The 16556-nt window shown below is 63.1% G+C and carries 13 protein-coding genes and 1 tRNA gene; all 14 read left to right on the top strand.

Going from position 1 to position 16556, the window contains the following annotated elements; translation table 11 throughout:
- On the top strand, positions 1-95 hold a 95-nt coding region (locus AC0Z6F_RS22290), incomplete at its 5' end, for an EF-Tu C-terminal domain-related protein (protein WP_074726645.1).
- A gap of 103 nt (positions 96-198) precedes the next feature.
- Positions 199-274: transfer RNA gene (locus AC0Z6F_RS22295), tRNA-Trp, on the top strand.
- A gap of 49 nt (positions 275-323) precedes the next feature.
- Entirely contained in the window at positions 324-737 is a 414-nt protein-coding gene (gene secE / locus AC0Z6F_RS22300; RefSeq protein ID WP_004145202.1) for a preprotein translocase subunit SecE, read from the top strand.
- 10 nt (positions 738-747) lie between these two features.
- Positions 748-1308, top strand: a complete 561-nt coding sequence (gene nusG, locus AC0Z6F_RS22305; protein WP_004145203.1) for a transcription termination/antitermination protein NusG — start codon at positions 748-750, stop codon at positions 1306-1308.
- Between the two features lie 297 nt (positions 1309-1605).
- Positions 1606-2034: a 50S ribosomal protein L11 gene (rplK, locus tag AC0Z6F_RS22310; protein ID WP_004145248.1), complete on the top strand. Its 429-nt coding sequence runs from the start codon at positions 1606-1608 to the stop codon at positions 2032-2034.
- Positions 2035-2038: 4 nt separating this feature from the next.
- Positions 2039-2737 (top strand): 50S ribosomal protein L1, encoded by a 699-nt coding sequence (gene rplA / locus AC0Z6F_RS22315; protein ID WP_004145250.1) that lies wholly within the window; start codon positions 2039-2041, stop codon positions 2735-2737.
- A gap of 384 nt (positions 2738-3121) precedes the next feature.
- Positions 3122-3658 (top strand): 50S ribosomal protein L10, encoded by a 537-nt coding sequence (gene rplJ, locus AC0Z6F_RS22320; RefSeq protein ID WP_004145252.1) that lies wholly within the window; start codon positions 3122-3124, stop codon positions 3656-3658.
- Positions 3659-3721: 63 nt separating this feature from the next.
- Entirely contained in the window at positions 3722-4090 is a 369-nt protein-coding gene (gene rplL, locus AC0Z6F_RS22325) for a 50S ribosomal protein L7/L12 (protein ID WP_004145253.1), read from the top strand.
- Between the two features lie 364 nt (positions 4091-4454).
- Positions 4455-8609, top strand: coding sequence for a DNA-directed RNA polymerase subunit beta (rpoB, locus tag AC0Z6F_RS22330; RefSeq protein WP_004145255.1), 4155 nt, complete (start codon positions 4455-4457; stop codon positions 8607-8609).
- An 87-nt stretch (positions 8610-8696) separates the two neighbouring features.
- Positions 8697-12920 carry a DNA-directed RNA polymerase subunit beta' gene (gene rpoC / locus AC0Z6F_RS22335; RefSeq protein ID WP_485618585.1) on the top strand — a complete coding sequence of 1408 codons (4224 nt, stop codon included), beginning with the start codon at positions 8697-8699 and terminating at the stop codon, positions 12918-12920.
- A gap of 283 nt (positions 12921-13203) precedes the next feature.
- Positions 13204-13578, top strand: coding sequence for a 30S ribosomal protein S12 (rpsL, locus tag AC0Z6F_RS22340; protein ID WP_004145320.1), 375 nt, complete (start codon positions 13204-13206; stop codon positions 13576-13578).
- Between the two features lie 12 nt (positions 13579-13590).
- Entirely contained in the window at positions 13591-14064 is a 474-nt protein-coding gene (rpsG, locus tag AC0Z6F_RS22345) for a 30S ribosomal protein S7 (RefSeq protein ID WP_004145321.1), read from the top strand.
- 138 nt (positions 14065-14202) lie between these two features.
- Positions 14203-16344, top strand: a complete 2142-nt coding sequence (gene fusA, locus AC0Z6F_RS22350) for an elongation factor G (protein WP_448122602.1) — start codon at positions 14203-14205, stop codon at positions 16342-16344.
- 51 nt (positions 16345-16395) lie between these two features.
- Positions 16396-16556: GTP-binding protein (locus tag AC0Z6F_RS22355; RefSeq protein ID WP_353761873.1), on the top strand; the 161-nt coding region annotated here is incomplete at its 3' end.

Raw genomic sequence — 16556 nt, forward strand, 5'->3', positions numbered from 1 at the left:
TCAACCCGGTGGCAATGGACGAAGGCCTGCGCTTCGCCATCCGCGAAGGCGGCCGTACCGTCGGCGCCGGCGTGGTCTCGAAGATCATCGAGTAAGCCTGCAGTACCGGCGGTTGCATAGCGCCGCCGGTTACGCGAATGGCGGGCCGGGAACCTCGGTCCGCCTTCGCCGTCTAAGGGAAGGCAAGTTTTATCACGTACGCCAGTAGCTCAATTGGCAGAGCAGCGGTCTCCAAAACCGCAGGTTGGGGGTTCGAGTCCCTCCTGGCGTGCCATCTGCCCACCTTATCCAGCGGCCTGGGCCGCTAAAGCAGACACAGCCGGATGAATAGCAAGATCGAACATTCCAAAGACAACTCCGCCAACGGTGGGGATATCGTCAAGTACGTTGCCGCATCACTGCTGGTGCTGGCGGGTCTGTTCGTCTGGTTCTGGTTCTCTGCCGACTCCGGTCGCGCCGCCCAGCTGGGTGCGTGGGCGGGTCAGCTGCGTGCGTTGGCGGTTGTGGTCGGTCTGGTTGGCGGTATCGGCGTGTTCATGCTGACCGGCAAGGGGCGCGACACCCGCGAATTCCTCTCCGAGTCGCGCTTTGAACTGCGCAAGGTGGTCTGGCCGACGCGCCAGGAAGCCGTCCGCATGACCTGGGTCGTGATCGTCGTGGTGCTCATCCTCAGCCTGCTGCTGGGTGGCTTCGACTTCCTGATCCAGAAACTGACTCAGTGGTTCCTGAGCCGCTAAGGAGAATTGCATGAAGCGTTGGTACGTCGTTCACGCCTATTCGGGCTTCGAGAAGTCGGTGGCGCAGGCTCTGCGCGATCGCATCGTCCGTGACGGCATGGAAGAGCGCTTCGGCGACGTCCTGGTTCCGACCGAGGAAGTGATCGAGATGCGCGCCGGCCAGAAGCGCCGCTCCGAGCGCAAGTTCTTCCCGGGTTACGTGCTGGTCCAGATCGAGACCCACGAAGAAGCGGGCATTCCGCGCATCGATAACGAAAGCTGGCACCTGGTCAAGGAAACTCCGCGCGTCATGGGCTTCATTGGCGGTACCGCCGATCGTCCGCTGCCGATCGCTGATTCCGAGGCCGAAGCCATCCTGAACCGCGTTCAGGAAGGTGTCGAGAAGCCGCGTCCGAAGGTGCTGTTCGAGCCGGGCCAGATGGTCCGCGTTACCGACGGTCCGTTCAACGATTTCAATGGCGTCGTCGAAGAAGTCAATTACGAGAAGAGCCGTCTGCGCGTCTCGGTGCTGATCTTCGGTCGTGCCACCCCGGTCGAGCTCGAGTTCGGCCAGGTCGAAAAGGCCGTCTGATCCGGCTGTAGAGTCGAGCCGTGCTCGACTCTTGGCGCCGGATGGCGGTGCGGTCGAGCATGGCTCGACTCTACAAGGGGAACCGGGCTTGGCCCGGTTTCCTTCGTTTATGTGCTGCTTCAGGCATGTGAAGAAAAAACCTGATATAGTGCGCGGCTCCCCGCTGGGAAGCCAGCAGGACGAGGCCGCCGCAAGGTGGCCTTCAGCATGATTTCAAAACGCGATGCCGGGACGCGTGATTCCCGGTCCGATGGGGAGCCTGTTGTCGCAAGGCGCTAGCACCCGGAGAGCATACTCATGGCAAAGAAAGTTGTCGGTTACATCAAGCTGCAGGTGAAGGCCGGTCAGGCCAACCCCTCGCCGCCGGTCGGTCCTGCGCTGGGTCAGCGCGGCCTGAACATCATGGAATTCTGCAAGGCGTTCAACGCTGCCACGCAGAAGCTCGAGCCGGGTCTGCCGGTTCCGGTGATCATCACGGCCTACTCGGACCGTACGTTCACCTTCATCACCAAGAGCACCCCGGCCACCACCCTGCTGAAGAAGGCCGCTGGCATCTCGTCGGGCTCCAAGCGCCCGAACACCGAGAAGGTCGGCAAGGTCACCCGTAAGCAGCTGGAAGAGATCGCCAAGGCGAAGGAACCGGATCTGACTGCCGCCGACCTGGACGCCGCCGTGCGTACCATCGCTGGCTCTGCCCGTTCCATGGGCCTCGTGGTGGAGGGTTAAGAAGATGGCACAGACCAAGCGTGAGAAGGCCATCAAGGCCGCCGTCGTTCCGGGCAAGGCATACGCCTTCGAGGACGCGATCAACATCCTGAAGACCGCCACCAAGGCCAAGTTCGTCGAGTCGATCGACGTGTCCGTGCGCCTGGGCGTCGATGCGAAGAAGTCCGACCAGCAGGTCCGTGGCTCCACCGTGCTGCCGGCCGGTACCGGCAAGTCGGTCCGCGTCGCCGTGTTCGCTCCGGCCGGTGCCAAGGCTGACGAAGCCCTGGCCGCTGGCGCCGAAGCCGTCGGTATGGACGATCTGGCCGAGAAGATGCAGGCCGGCGATCTGAACTACGACGTCGTCATCGCGACCCCGGACGCCATGCGCGTCGTCGGTAAGCTGGGCACCGTGCTGGGCCCGCGCGGCCTGATGCCGAACCCGAAGGTCGGCACCGTTTCCCCGAACCCGGGTGAAGCCGTGAAGAATGCCAAGTCGGGTCAGGTGCGCTACCGCACCGACAAGGCCGGCATCATCCACTGCACCATCGGCAAGGCCGACTTCGCCGAAGACGCGCTGAAGTCGAACCTGACCGCGCTGCTGCTGGACCTGATCAAGGCCAAGCCGGCCACCTCGAAGGGCACCTACCTGCAGAAGGTTTCGGTCAGCTCGACGATGGGCCCGGGCGTCACCGTCGACCAGTCGTCGCTGACCCTGAAGTAATTGTTTCAAGCGGTCACGGTGCCCTGGGTGCCGTGACCGTGACATTTGAAGGCATCGCCGGCAGTACATCGCCGGTGGTAGCCGTCAAAGACCGCAGGCGCGGTCATGGCAATACCGGCGACGGGCACGGAAGCTCGAACTGGCAGGGAGTCGCCGCCGGAGCAGTCATGAGCGCTTAATCGATTCCCCGGAATCACCCTGCGTAGATGGTGCCCTTCTGGAGTTTTTCTGGTTCACGCATGTCTGGGATTTCCCTGATTGCCTCCAGGTCTGGAACGGCCCACCCCCCGGAACATCATTCCGATGTTCCCGGCGTCCAGGACGGATGCTGCACAGGACCGCACACGGCAGGAGCCGTAAGCGGAGTTCAATAGGAGGAGTGCAATGGCTCTCAATCTGTCCCAGAAGCAAGAAGTAGTCGCCGAGCTGGCAGACATCGCCGCCAAGGCCCACTCCTTGATCGCAGCCGAATACGCTGGCACCACGGTCGCCCAGATGACCGCGATGCGCAAGCAGGCTCGTGAAACCGGTGTTTTCTTGAAAGTTGTCAAGAACACCCTGGCTTCGCGCGCCGTTGAAGGCACCGAGTTCGCAGTCGCCCAGGACCAGATGGTTGGTCCGCTGCTGTACGCGTTCTCGCTTGAGGAGCCCGGCGCAGCCGGTCGCCTGATCAAGGAAGCTGCCAAGGGCAACGACAAGCTGAAGGCTAAGGTCGTCGCCATCGGTGGTGAAGTGTTCCCGGCAAGCCATGTCGACGTGCTGGCCTCGCTGCCGACCCGCGACCAGGCCCTGGCAATGCTGGCCCGCGTCCTGACCGAGCCGGTCACGATGTTCGCCCGCGCCATCAAGGCAATCGGCGACAAGCAGAATGGTGGCGACGTCGCCGCCGACGCTGCTGAGCCGGCCGCCGAGACCGCCTGAGTTTCGACTTACCGTGGTTCCTGACGGAACCTCAACCCAGAAAATCATCCAAAGGTATTTATCATGTCCCTTACCAACGAACAGATCGTCGACGCCATCGCCGAGAAGTCCCTGATGGAAGTGATGGAGCTGGTCAAGGCCATCGAAGAGAAGTTCGGCGTCTCCGCCGCTGCTCCGGTTGCCGTGGCTGCTGCCGCTGGCCCGGCCGCTGCTGTTGAAGAGCAGACCGAGTTCACCGTCACCCTGAAGTCGGCCGGCGACAAGAAGGTCGAAGTCATCAAGGCCGTCCGCGCCATCACCGGCCTGGGCCTGAAGGAAGCGAAGGACCTGGCCGAAGCCGGTGGCGTCCTGAAGGATGCCGCTTCGAAGGACGAAGCCGAGAAGATGAAGAAGGACCTGGAAGCTGCTGGCGCGACTGTCGAAGTCAAGTAAGCACTTCCTTTGCATCGTCATCGATTCACGGCGATGCAGCCAAGGCTGGGGGCGTAAGCCCCCGGCCTTTGGTCGTTGTTGCGGTACGGGTAGAGTCGACTGTTAGTCGACTGCTGTGAAAAAAGTCGACTAACAGTCGGCTCTACCGTTCCAGATGCAGAAAAAAGCCCAACACGGGCTGCAGTCAAACCCCGGCCGGCCAGCGCAGAGCGCGGCAGCAGGGGCGTGGTAGCAGACGAGTTGGCAGTTGGAAGTAGCGGGAGAAGGCGTGCTGGTGCCGGCAATACCAGCGACTTCCAACTGACAATTTCAAGTTCCCTTCGGATCGTGGGCGCACGATCCGCACAACAAGGTGGAAGACCTCATGACGTCCTATTCGTTCACCGAAAAAAAGCGTATCCGCAAGGATTTCGGCAAGCAGCGTTCGATTCTCGAAGTGCCGTTCCTGCTCGCCATCCAGGTGGATTCCTACCGTGAATTCCTGCAGGAAAACGTCGATCCGGCCAAGCGCACGGACCACGGCCTGCACGCTGCGCTGAAGTCGGTCTTCCCGATCGCCAGCTACAGCGGCAATGCTGCCCTGGAATACGTCGGCTACAAGCTGGGCGAACCGGTCTTCGACGAGCGTGAGTGCCGCCAGCGTGGCATGAGCTACGGCGCCCCTCTGCGCGTGACCGTGCGCCTGGTGATCTACGACCGTGAGTCGTCGACCAAGGCCATCAAGTACGTGAAGGAGCAGGAGGTCTATCTGGGTGAAATCCCGCTGATGACCGAGAACGGCACCTTCATCGTCAACGGCACCGAGCGCGTCATCGTCTCGCAGCTGCACCGTTCGCCGGGCGTGTTCTTCGACCACGACCGTGGCAAGACCCACAGCTCGGGCAAGCTGCTGTACAGCGCCCGCATCATTCCTTACCGCGGTTCCTGGCTGGACTTCGAGTTCGACCCGAAGGACGCGCTGTTCACCCGTATCGACCGTCGCCGCAAGCTGCCGGTGTCGATCCTGCTGCGCGCGCTTGGCTACAGCAACGAAGAGATGCTGGCTGAGTTCTTCGAGATCAACACCTTCCACATCAACCCGGATGAAGGCGTCCAGCTGGAGCTGGTGCCGGAGCGCCTGCGCGGCGAAACCCTGGGCTTCGACCTCGCCGACGGCGACAAGGTCATCGTGGAAGCCGGCAAGCGCATCACCGCGCGCCACATCAAGCAGCTGGAAGCCTCGGGCATCGCCGCCCTGGCCGTGCCGGACGACTACATCGTCGGCCGCATCCTGTCGCACGACGTGGTCGATGCTTCGACCGGCGAACTGCTGGCCCAGGCCAACGACGAGATCACCGACGAGCAGCTGCAGGCCTTCCGCAAGGCCGGCGTGGATGCCGTGGGCACCCTGTGGGTGAACGACCTGGATCGTGGCCCGTACCTGTCCAACACCCTGCGCATCGACCCGACCAAGACCCAGCTGGAAGCCCTGGTCGAGATCTACCGCATGATGCGTCCGGGCGAACCGCCGACCAAGGACGCCGCGCAGAACCTGTTCCACAACCTGTTCTTCACCTTCGAGCGCTACGACCTGTCCGCGGTCGGCCGCATGAAGTTCAACCGTCGCGTGGGCCGCAAGGAAACCACCGGCGAAGCCGTGCTGTACGACCGCAAGTACTACGGCGAGCGCAACGACGAAGAGTCCAAGCGCCTGGTTGCCGCCCATGGCGACAGCTCCGACATCCTGGACGTGATCAAGGTCCTGACCGAGATCCGCAACGGTCGTGGCGTGGTCGATGACATCGATCACCTGGGCAACCGTCGCGTGCGTTCGGTCGGCGAAATGGCCGAGAACGTGTTCCGCGTGGGCCTGGTCCGCGTCGAGCGCGCGGTCAAGGAGCGCCTGTCGATGGCCGAGTCCGAAGGCCTGACCCCGCAGGAGCTGATCAACGCCAAGCCGGTCGCCGCTGCCATCAAGGAGTTCTTCGGCTCCTCGCAGCTGTCGCAGTTCATGGACCAGAACAACCCGCTGTCGGAAGTGACCCACAAGCGTCGCGTCTCGGCCCTGGGCCCGGGCGGTCTGACCCGTGAGCGCGCCGGCTTCGAAGTGCGCGACGTGCACCCGACCCATTACGGCCGCGTCTGCACCATCGAAACCCCGGAAGGCCCGAACATCGGCCTGATCAACTCGCTGGCCGTGTACGCCCGCACCAACCAGTACGGTTTCCTCGAGACCCCGTACCGCAAGGTCGTGGACGGCAAGGTCTATGACGAAGTCGAGTTCCTGTCGGCGATCGAAGAAAACGAGTACGTCATTGCGCAGGCCAACGCGCTGACCAATGCCGACAGCGTGCTGACCGAACAGTTCGTTCCTTGCCGCTTCCAGGGCGAATCGCTGCTGAAGCCGCCGGCGGAAGTCCACTTCATGGACGTCTCGCCGATGCAGACCGTGTCGATCGCGGCCGCGCTGGTTCCGTTCCTGGAGCACGATGACGCCAACCGTGCACTGATGGGCGCCAACATGCAGCGTCAGGCCGTGCCGACCCTGCGTGCTCAGAAGCCGCTGGTCGGTACCGGCATCGAGCGTGCCGTGGCGCGTGACTCCGGTGTGACCGTGAATGCCCGTCGTGGTGGCGAGATCGTGCAGATCGATGCCGCCCGCATCGTGGTCAAGGTGGTCGAGGAAGAAATCGTCGGTGCCACCGACGCCGGCGTCGACATCTACAACCTGGTCAAGTACACCCGTTCGAACCAGAACACCTGCATCAACCAGCGTCCGCTGGTCCAGGTGGGTGACATCATCGCCCGCGGCGACGTGCTGGCCGACGGTCCGTCCACCGACATCGGCGAACTGGCCCTGGGCCAGAACATGCTGATCGCGTTCATGCCGTGGAACGGCTACAACTTCGAAGACTCCATCCTGCTTTCCGAGCGCGTGGTGGAAGAGGATCGCTACACCACGATCCACATCGAAGAGCTGACCTGCGTCGCGCGTGATACCAAGCTGGGGCCGGAGGAAATCTCCGCCGACATCCCGAACGTTTCCGAGCAGGCGCTGAACCGCCTGGACGAAAGCGGCGTGGTGTACATCGGTGCCGAAGTCCGCGCCGGCGACATCATGGTCGGCAAGGTCACCCCGAAGGGCGAAAGCCAGCTGACCCCGGAAGAGAAGCTGCTGCGCGCGATCTTCGGCGAGAAGGCGTCGGACGTGAAGGACAGCTCGCTGCGCGTGCCGCCGGGCATGGACGGCACCGTCATCGATGTGCAGGTCTTCACCCGCGACGGCATCGAGAAGGACAAGCGCGCCCGTCAGATCGAAGAGTCTGAAATCAAGCGCGTCAAAAAGGACTTCGACGACCAGTTCCGCATCCTGGAAGCGGCCATCTACATGCGTCTGCGCTCGCAGATCGTGGGCAAGGTGGTCAACGGTGGCGCTGGCCTGAAGAAGGGCGACGTCATCAGCGACGCGTTCCTGGACGGCCTGAAGAAGGCTGACTGGTTCGCCCTGCGCATGAAGGACGAGGACGCTTCGGAAGCCATCGAGCGCGCGCAGAAGCAGATCCAGGCGCACGAGAAGGAATTCGAGCGTCGCTTCGCCGACAAGCGCGGCAAGATCACCGCCGGCGACGACCTCGCCCCGGGCGTGCTGAAGATGGTCAAGGTGTTCCTGGCCGTGAAGCGCCGCATCCAGCCGGGCGACAAGATGGCAGGCCGCCACGGCAACAAGGGTGTGGTGTCCAACGTGGTGCCGGTCGAGGACATGCCGTACATGGCCTCGGGCGAGACCGTGGACATCGTGCTGAACCCGCTGGGCGTGCCGTCGCGTATGAACATCGGCCAGATCCTGGAAGTGCATCTGGGCTGGGCGGCCAAGGGCCTGGGCCGCAAGATCCAGGCGATGATGGAAGCCCAGGCGGCGGTTGCCGACCTGCGCAAGTTCCTGGACGACATCTACAACCACGATGACACCAACGTGGCCAACCGTGTCGACCTGTCGCAGTTCAGCGACGAGGAGCTGCTGCGTCTGGCGCGTAACCTCACCGACGGCGTGCCGATGGCCACCCCGGTGTTCGACGGCGCCACCGAAGCGGAAATCAAGCGCATGCTGGAACTGGCCGACCTGCCGAGCAGTGGCCAGACCCAGCTGTACGACGGCCGCACCGGTGAAGCGTTCGATCGCCACACCACCGTCGGTTACATGCACTACCTGAAGCTGAACCACCTGGTCGACGACAAGATGCACGCCCGTTCGACCGGTCCGTACTCGCTCGTCACCCAGCAGCCGCTGGGCGGCAAGGCGCAGTTCGGCGGCCAGCGCTTCGGTGAAATGGAAGTCTGGGCGCTGGAAGCCTACGGCGCGGCCTACACCCTGCAGGAAATGCTGACGGTGAAGTCCGATGACGTGCAGGGCCGCAACCAGATGTACAAGAACATCGTCGACGGTGAGCACGAGATGGTCGCGGGCATGCCGGAATCCTTCAACGTGCTCGTGAAGGAAATCCGCTCGCTGGCCATCAACATGGAACTGGAAGACAACTGATCCATGCCGGCGCGGCGGTCCGCCGCCGCGCCGCTGGCAGTCAACTGAAAGCCCATCGACACAGCATTCCTCCTTCTGGAGAACACCATGAAAGACCTGCTCAACCTCTTCAACCAGCAGCGCCAGACGCTGGACTTCGACGCGATCAAGATCGCGCTGGCTTCGCCGGACCTGATCCGTTCGTGGTCCTTCGGCGAAGTGAAGAAGCCGGAAACCATCAACTACCGTACCTTCAAGCCGGAACGTGACGGCCTGTTCTGCGCCGCCATCTTCGGCCCGGTGAAGGACTACGAGTGCCTGTGCGGCAAGTACAAGCGCATGAAGCACCGTGGTGTCGTGTGCGAGAAGTGCGGCACCGAAGTGACCCTGGCCAAGGTGCGCCGCGAGCGCATGGGCCACATCGACCTGGCTTCGCCGGTCGCGCACATCTGGTTCCTGAAGTCGCTGCCGTCGCGCATCGGCCTGATGCTGGACATGACCCTGCGCGACATCGAGCGCGTGCTGTACTTCGAAGCGTATGTGGTGACCGAGCCGGGCCTGACCGCCCTGGAGCGCCGCCAGCTGCTGACCGAAGAACAGTACCTGCAGGCCCGCCAGGAGCACGGTGACGACTTCGACGCCGCCATGGGCGCCGAGGCCGTGTACGAGCTGCTGCGCACCATCGACCTGCAGTCGGAGATGACCCGCCTGCGCGAAGAAATCGCCAGCACCGGTTCGGAAACCAAGCTCAAGCGCCTCACCAAGCGCATCAAGCTGATCGAAGCCTTCCTGGAATCGGGCAACCGTCCGGAGTGGATGGTCATGACCGTGCTGCCGGTGCTGCCGCCGGACCTGCGTCCGCTGGTGCCGCTGGATGGCGGCCGCTTCGCGACCTCCGACCTGAACGACCTGTACCGCCGCGTCATCAACCGCAACAACCGCCTGCGCCGCCTGCTCGAACTGAGCGCGCCGGACATCATCGTGCGCAATGAAAAGCGCATGCTGCAGGAATCGGTCGATGCGCTGCTGGACAACGGCCGTCGCGGCCGTGCCATCACCGGCACCAACAAGCGCCCGCTGAAGTCGCTGGCCGACATGATCAAGGGCAAGCAGGGCCGCTTCCGCCAGAACTTGCTCGGCAAGCGCGTCGACTACTCGGGCCGTTCGGTCATCGTGGTCGGTCCGTACCTGCGCCTGCACCAGTGCGGCCTGCCGAAGAAGATGGCGCTCGAACTGTTCAAGCCGTTCGTGTTCGCCAAGCTGCAGCGTCGTGGCCTGGCCACCACCATCAAGGCCGCCAAGAAGCTGGTCGAGCGCGAAGAAGCCGAAGTCTGGGACATCCTGGAAGAGGTCATCCGCGAACATCCGGTGATGCTGAACCGTGCGCCGACCCTGCACCGTCTGGGCATCCAGGCGTTCGAGCCGGTGCTGATCGAAGGCAAGGCCATCCAGCTGCACCCGCTGGTCTGCACCGCGTTCAACGCCGACTTCGACGGTGACCAGATGGCCGTCCACGTGCCGCTCTCGCTGGAAGCCCAGCTGGAAGCGCGTGCGCTGATGATGTCGACCAACAACATCCTGTCGCCGGCCAACGGCGAGCCGATCATCGTGCCGTCGCAGGACGTCGTGCTGGGTCTGTACTACATGACCCGCTCGCTGGAAAACAAGAAGGGCGAGGGCATGGCCTTCGCCAACATCGCCGAAGTCAAGCGCGCCTACGACAACCGCGTGGTGGAACTGCACGCACGCGTCAAGGTCCGCATCACCGAGGTGGTGACCGACGAAGACGGCATCAAGCAGGACAAGACCTCGATCGTGGACACCACGATCGGTCGCGCCCTGCTGGCTGAAATCCTGCCGGAAGGCCTGCCGTTCGCGCTGGCCAACACCGAGCTGACCAAGAAGAACATCAGCCGCCTGATCAACTCCAGCTACCGCCAGCTGGGTCTGAAGGACACGGTCGTGTTCGCCGACAAGCTGATGTACACCGGCTTCGCCTACGCGACCCGCGCCGGCGTCTCGATCGGCATCGACGACATGCTGATCCCGGACGAGAAGAAGGGCATCCTCACCGAGGCCGAAGCCGAAGTGCTGGAAATCCAGGAGCAGTACCAGTCGGGCCTGGTCACCGCCGGCGAGCGCTACAACAAGGTGGTCGACATCTGGTCGCGCACCAATGAGCGCATCGCCAAGGCGATGATGGACACCATCGGTACCGAGAAGGTCGTCAATGCCAAGGGTGAGACCATCGACCAGAAGTCGATGAACTCGCTGTACATCATGGCCGACTCCGGTGCCCGTGGTAGCCAGGCGCAGATCCGTCAGCTGGCCGGCATGCGTGGCCTGATGGCCCGTCCCGATGGCTCGATCATCGAGACGCCCATCAAGGCGAACTTCCGCGAAGGCCTGAACGTGCAGGAGTACTTCAACTCCACCCACGGTGCCCGTAAGGGTCTGGCCGATACCGCGCTGAAGACCGCGAACTCGGGTTACCTGACCCGTCGTCTGGTCGACGTGGCGCAGGACGTGGTGATCACTGAGGTGGATTGCGGTACCACCGAAGGCCTGATCATGACCCCGATCGTTGAAGGCGGCGACGTGGTCGAGCCGTTGAAGGATCGCGTGCTGGGTCGCGTGGTTGCCGAGGACGTGTTCCTGCCGGGCAACGACGAAGATCCGATCGTCACCCGCAACACCCTGCTCGACGAAGCGTGGGTGGCCAAGCTGGAAGATGCCGGCGTGCAGACCATCAAGGTCCGTTCGACGATCTCCTGCGAATCCGCCTTCGGCGTCTGCGGTCGCTGCTACGGCCGCGATCTGGCCCGTGGCCACATCGTCAACATCGGTGAAGCGGTCGGCGTCATCGCCGCGCAGTCCATCGGTGAGCCGGGTACCCAGCTGACCATGCGTACGTTCCACATCGGTGGTGCGGCGTCGCGTGCGGCTGCGGTCGACAACATCACCGTCAAGACCACCGGCTCGGTCAAGTTCAGCAACCTCAAGTCGGTCGAGCATGCCAATGGCTCGCTGGTGGCAGTGTCGCGTTCGGGCGAAATCTCGGTGCTCGATGCTCACGGCCGTGAGCGTGAGCGCTACAAGCTGCCGTACGGCTCGATGATCGCCTCCAAGGATGGCGATGCAGTGAAGGCTGGCCAGACCGTGGCCAACTGGGATCCGCATAACCACCCGATCGTTTCGGAAGTGGCCGGTTTCATCCGCTTCATCGACTTCATCGACGGCGTCACCGTCATCGAGAAGACCGACGAGCTGACCGGCCTGGCCTCGCGCGAGATCACCGACCCGAAGCGCCGCGGCGCCCAGGCCAAGGATCTGCGCCCGATCGTCCGCATCGTCGACGCCAAGGGCAACGACCTGACCATCCCGGGTACCGATCTGCCGGCGCAGTACCTGCTGCCGCCGCGTTCGATCGTCAACCTGCAGGACGGCGCCGCTGTCGGCGTGGGCGACGTGGTTGCCAAGATCCCGCAGGAAGCCTCCAAGACCCGTGACATCACCGGTGGTCTGCCGCGCGTGGCCGATCTGTTCGAAGCGCGCAAGCCGAAGGATCCGGCGGTGCTGGCCGAGCGTTCGGGCATCATCAGCTTCGGCAAGGACACCAAGGGCAAGCAGCGCCTGATCATCAAGGACACCGATGGTTCGGAGCACGAAGAGCTGATTCCGAAGTACCGCCAGGTGATCGTGTTCGAAGGTGAACACGTGACCAAGGGTGAAACCATCGTGGACGGCGAGCCGAGCCCGCAGGACATCCTGCGCCTGCTGGGTGTCGAGCCGCTGGCTGCCTACCTGGTCAAGGAAATCCAGGACGTGTACCGCCTGCAGGGCGTGAAGATCAACGACAAGCACATCGAGGTGATCACCCGCCAGATGCTGCGCAAGGTCGAGATCACCGATCAGGGCAGCAGCAAGTTCCTGAACGGCGAACAGGTCGAACGCCAGCGCGTTATCGAGGAGAATGCACGCCTCGGTGCCCGCAACGAGCTGATCGCCCGCTTCGATCCGGTGCTGCTGGGTATCACCAAGGCCTCGCTGGCAACCGAGTCGTTCATCTCGGCGGCCTCCTTCCAGGAGACCACCCGCGTGCTGACCGAAGCTGCCGTCCGCGGCACCAAGGACAACCTGCGCGGCCTGAAGGAAAACGTGATCGTCGGCCGCCTGATCCCGGCCGGTACCGGTCTGTCGTACCACAGCAACCGCCGCCGCGGCGCTTCGGGTCTGACCGACTCGGAGATGCAGGCCCTGACCGGCACCCCGGCTGCAGTCGAGGCGCCGGCCGTTGAAGCCGAAGCTGAACAGGCGTCTGGCGAAGAATGAGGTAACCGGTCCGGCCGCAAGGCCGGACCACCCCATCGGTCCATCGATGGGATTGGGAAAGGGCAGGGGAGATCGTCCGCGATCGACCTGGCCAACCTGAACGGGGTACATGGAGGCCCCCCAGTAACGTCCCGGGATCAGGGACGGGCTTGACAGGACGCGTTTGACTGCGTTCCTGGCAGGTTGCTACAATCGTCTGTCTCAGCAGGCCAGAATTTTGGCCTGCTTTAACATTTCCGCATCTCTGGCCGGATTTCCGGCCACCAATCAGAAGAACCTACTGATGGCGACGATCAACCAGCTGGTCCGCAAGCCGCGGCAAGCTACTACGTACAAGAGTGCCTCGCCGGCGCTCGACAAGTGCCCGCAGCGCCGTGGCGTCTGCACCCGCGTTTACACCACCACTCCGAAGAAGCCGAACTCGGCTCTGCGCAAGGTTGCCAAGGTCCGCCTGACCAACCAGGAAGAGGTGATCTCCTACATCGGTGGTGAAGGCCACAACCTGCAGGAGCACTCCGTGGTCCTGATCCGTGGCGGTCGCGTCAAGGATCTGCCGGGTGTGCGTTACCACACCGTCCGTGGTTCGCTCGACGCCGCCGGCGTTGCCAAGCGTCGCCAGGCCCGTTCCAAGTACGGCGCCAAGCGTCCGAAGGCATAAGGAGAGACCACTATGTCGCGTAAGGGTAATACTCCGCAGCGTTCCGTCCTGCCCGATCCGAAGCACGGAAGCGAAACCATCGCCCGCTTCATCAACATGGTCATGCAGAGCGGCAAGAAGTCCGTCGCCGAAAAGATCGTGTATGGCGCCATGGACGTGATCACCGAGAAGAACAGCAGCGCCAACGCCATTGAACTGGTGCAGAAGGCGCTGGACAACGTCGCTCCGGCGGTCGAAGTCAAGTCGCGCCGCGTCGGTGGTGCCACCTACCAGGTGCCGGTCGAAGTGCGTTCGTCGCGCAAGATGGCCCTGGCCATGCGCTGGCTGATCGACTCCGCGCGCAAGCGTGGTGAGAACACCATGCCGAAGAAGCTGGCTGCCGAACTGATCGACGCCTCGGAAAACCGTGGCGGCGCCATCAAGAAGCGCGAAGAAACCCACCGCATGGCCGAAGCCAACAAGGCATTCGCCCACTACCGCTGGTGAGTTTGACGGCCTTGTAAAACAGGCAGGGCAGCACCATTACGGTGCTGCCTCGCGGCCCCGGAAGGGCTGCGCCAATCCGAAGGCCGCCGCAAGGCGGCGTTCGGCCATCCGAAATCCAAGAAATCTGAGAGGCTCCCCGTGGCCCGTTCCACTCCCATCGAGCGTTACCGTAACTTCGGCATCATGGCCCACATCGATGCCGGCAAGACCACCACGTCCGAGCGCATCCTGTTCTACACCGGCAAGAGCCACAAGATCGGTGAAGTGCACGACGGCGCCGCCACCATGGACTGGATGGAGCAGGAGCAGGAGCGTGGCATCACGATCCAGTCCGCTGCGACCACCGCGTTCTGGAAGGGCATGGACAAGTCCCTGCCGGAGCACCGCTTCAACATCATCGACACCCCCGGGCACGTTGACTTCACCATCGAAGTCGAGCGTTCGCTGCGCGTGCTCGACGGTGCGGTGTTCGTGCTGTGTGCCGTCGGTGGCGTGCAGCCGCAGTCGGAAACCGTGTGGCGCCAGGCCAACCGTTACAAGGTGCCGCGCATCGCGTTCGTCAACAAGATGGACCGCACCGGTGCCAACTTCTACAAGGTCCGTGACCAGCTGAAGGCAAAGCTCGGCGCCGTCGCCGTGCCGATGCAGCTGCCGATCGGCGCTGAAGAAGGCTTCAAGGGCGTTGTCGACCTGCTGAAGATGAAGGCCATCCATTGGGATGAAGCCTCGCAGGGCATGAAGTTCGAGTACGGCGACATCCCGGCCGACCTGCAGGAAAAGGCTGAAGAAGCCCGTACCTTCATGATCGAAGCCGCGGCTGAAGCCAACGAAGAGCTGATGGAAAAGTACCTGGGCGGCGAAGAGCTGGCCGAGACTGAAATCATCAACGCGCTGCGTACCCGTACCCTGGCCACCGAGATCGTGCCGATGTACTGCGGCTCGGCGTTCAAGAACAAGGGCGTGCAGGCCATGCTCGACGGCGTGATCCAGCTGCTGCCGTCGCCGGTCGACGTGCCGGACGTGACCGGTACCGACGTGGACGACGAAAACGTCGCCATGAGCCGCAAGTCGGACGACAAGGCTCCGTTCTCGTCGCTGGCCTTCAAGATCATCACCGATCCGTTCGTCGGCGCGCTGACCTTCTTCCGCGTCTACTCGGGCACCCTGAACGGTGGCGACACCGTGCTGAACTCGGTGAAGGGCAAGAAGGAGCGCATCGGCCGCATCCTGCAGATGCATTCGAACAACCGCGAAGAGATCAAGGAAGTTCTGGCCGGTGACATCGCCGCTGCCGTGGGCCTGAAGGACACCACCACCGGTGACACCCTGTGCTCGATCGACCAGCCGATCATCCTGGAGCGCATGACGTTCCCGGAGCCGGTGATCTCGATGGCTGTCGAACCGAAGACCAAGTCGGACCAGGAAAAGATGGGTCTGGCTCTGGGTCGTCTGGCGCAGGAAGATCCGTCGTTCCGCGTCAAGACCGACGAAGAATCCGGCCAGACCATCATCTCGGGCATGGGCGAGCTGCACCTGGACATCATCGTCGACCGCCTGAAGCGCGAGTTCAACGTTGAAGCCAACGTCGGCGCGCCGCAGGTGGCCTACCGCGAAACCATCACCCTGGCCGACGTCAAGTCGGACTACAAGCACGCCAAGCAGTCCGGTGGTAAGGGTCAGTACGGTCACGTCGTGATCGAGCTGTCGCCGCTGACTGCTGCAGACCGTGCCGATGCCAAGCTGGCCCCGGCGATCAAGGACGACTTCCTGTTCGTCAATGACATCACCGGCGGCGTGATCCCGAAGGAATTCATTCCTTCGATCGAAAAGGGCCTGCGCGAAACCATCACCAGCGGTCCGCTGGCTGGCTTCCCGGTGGTGGATGTCAAGGTCAAGCTGGTGTTCGGCTCGTACCATGACGTCGACTCCTCGGAAATGGCGTTCAAGCTCGCTTCGTCGATGGCCTTCAAGCAGGGCTTCGCCAAGGCCAAGCCGGTTCTGCTGGAGCCGATCATGAAGGTCGAGATCGTGACCCCGGAGGATTACCAGGGTGACGTGATGGGCGACGTCAGCCGTCGTCGCGGCGTGCTGCAGGGTTCCGACACCACCGGTGACGGTTCGGCCAGCATCATCAACGCGATGATCCCGCTGGGTGAAATGTTCGGCTACGCCACTGCGCTGCGTTCGCAGACCCAGGGCCGTGCCACCTTCACCATGGAATTCGATCACTACGAGCCGGCGCCGAACAACATCGCCGAAGCCGTCATGAAGAAGGGCTGAGCCTCGCTCAGCCTCTCCTGAAAACCACTTACAAAATCAAGGTATACAACAATGGCAAAGGGTAAGTTCGAGCGCACCAAGCCGCACGTCAACGTCGGCACCATCGGTCACGTCGATCACGGCAAGACCACGCTGACCGCCGCACTGACCAAGATCGGTGCCGAGCGCTTCGGTGGCGAGTTCAAGGACTACTCCTCGATCGACGCCGCGCC

It is taken from the genome of Stenotrophomonas sp. 1L-E-5-B-C3, from assembly GCF_057292075.1.

What these genes read in the sequence shown, in the direction of transcription:
- secE (WP_004145202.1), top strand. Translation starts at nt 324, where the DNA reads ATGAATAGCAAGATCGAACATTCCAAAGACAACTCCGCCAACGGTGGG.
- nusG (WP_004145203.1), top strand. Translation starts at nt 748, where the DNA reads ATGAAGCGTTGGTACGTCGTTCACGCCTATTCGGGCTTCGAGAAGTCG.
- rplK (WP_004145248.1), top strand. Translation starts at nt 1,606, where the DNA reads ATGGCAAAGAAAGTTGTCGGTTACATCAAGCTGCAGGTGAAGGCCGGT.
- rplA (WP_004145250.1), top strand. Translation starts at nt 2,039, where the DNA reads ATGGCACAGACCAAGCGTGAGAAGGCCATCAAGGCCGCCGTCGTTCCG.
- rplJ (WP_004145252.1), top strand. Translation starts at nt 3,122, where the DNA reads ATGGCTCTCAATCTGTCCCAGAAGCAAGAAGTAGTCGCCGAGCTGGCA.
- rplL (WP_004145253.1), top strand. Translation starts at nt 3,722, where the DNA reads ATGTCCCTTACCAACGAACAGATCGTCGACGCCATCGCCGAGAAGTCC.
- rpoB (WP_004145255.1), top strand. Translation starts at nt 4,455, where the DNA reads ATGACGTCCTATTCGTTCACCGAAAAAAAGCGTATCCGCAAGGATTTC.
- rpoC (WP_485618585.1), top strand. Translation starts at nt 8,697, where the DNA reads ATGAAAGACCTGCTCAACCTCTTCAACCAGCAGCGCCAGACGCTGGAC.
- rpsL (WP_004145320.1), top strand. Translation starts at nt 13,204, where the DNA reads ATGGCGACGATCAACCAGCTGGTCCGCAAGCCGCGGCAAGCTACTACG.
- rpsG (WP_004145321.1), top strand. Translation starts at nt 13,591, where the DNA reads ATGTCGCGTAAGGGTAATACTCCGCAGCGTTCCGTCCTGCCCGATCCG.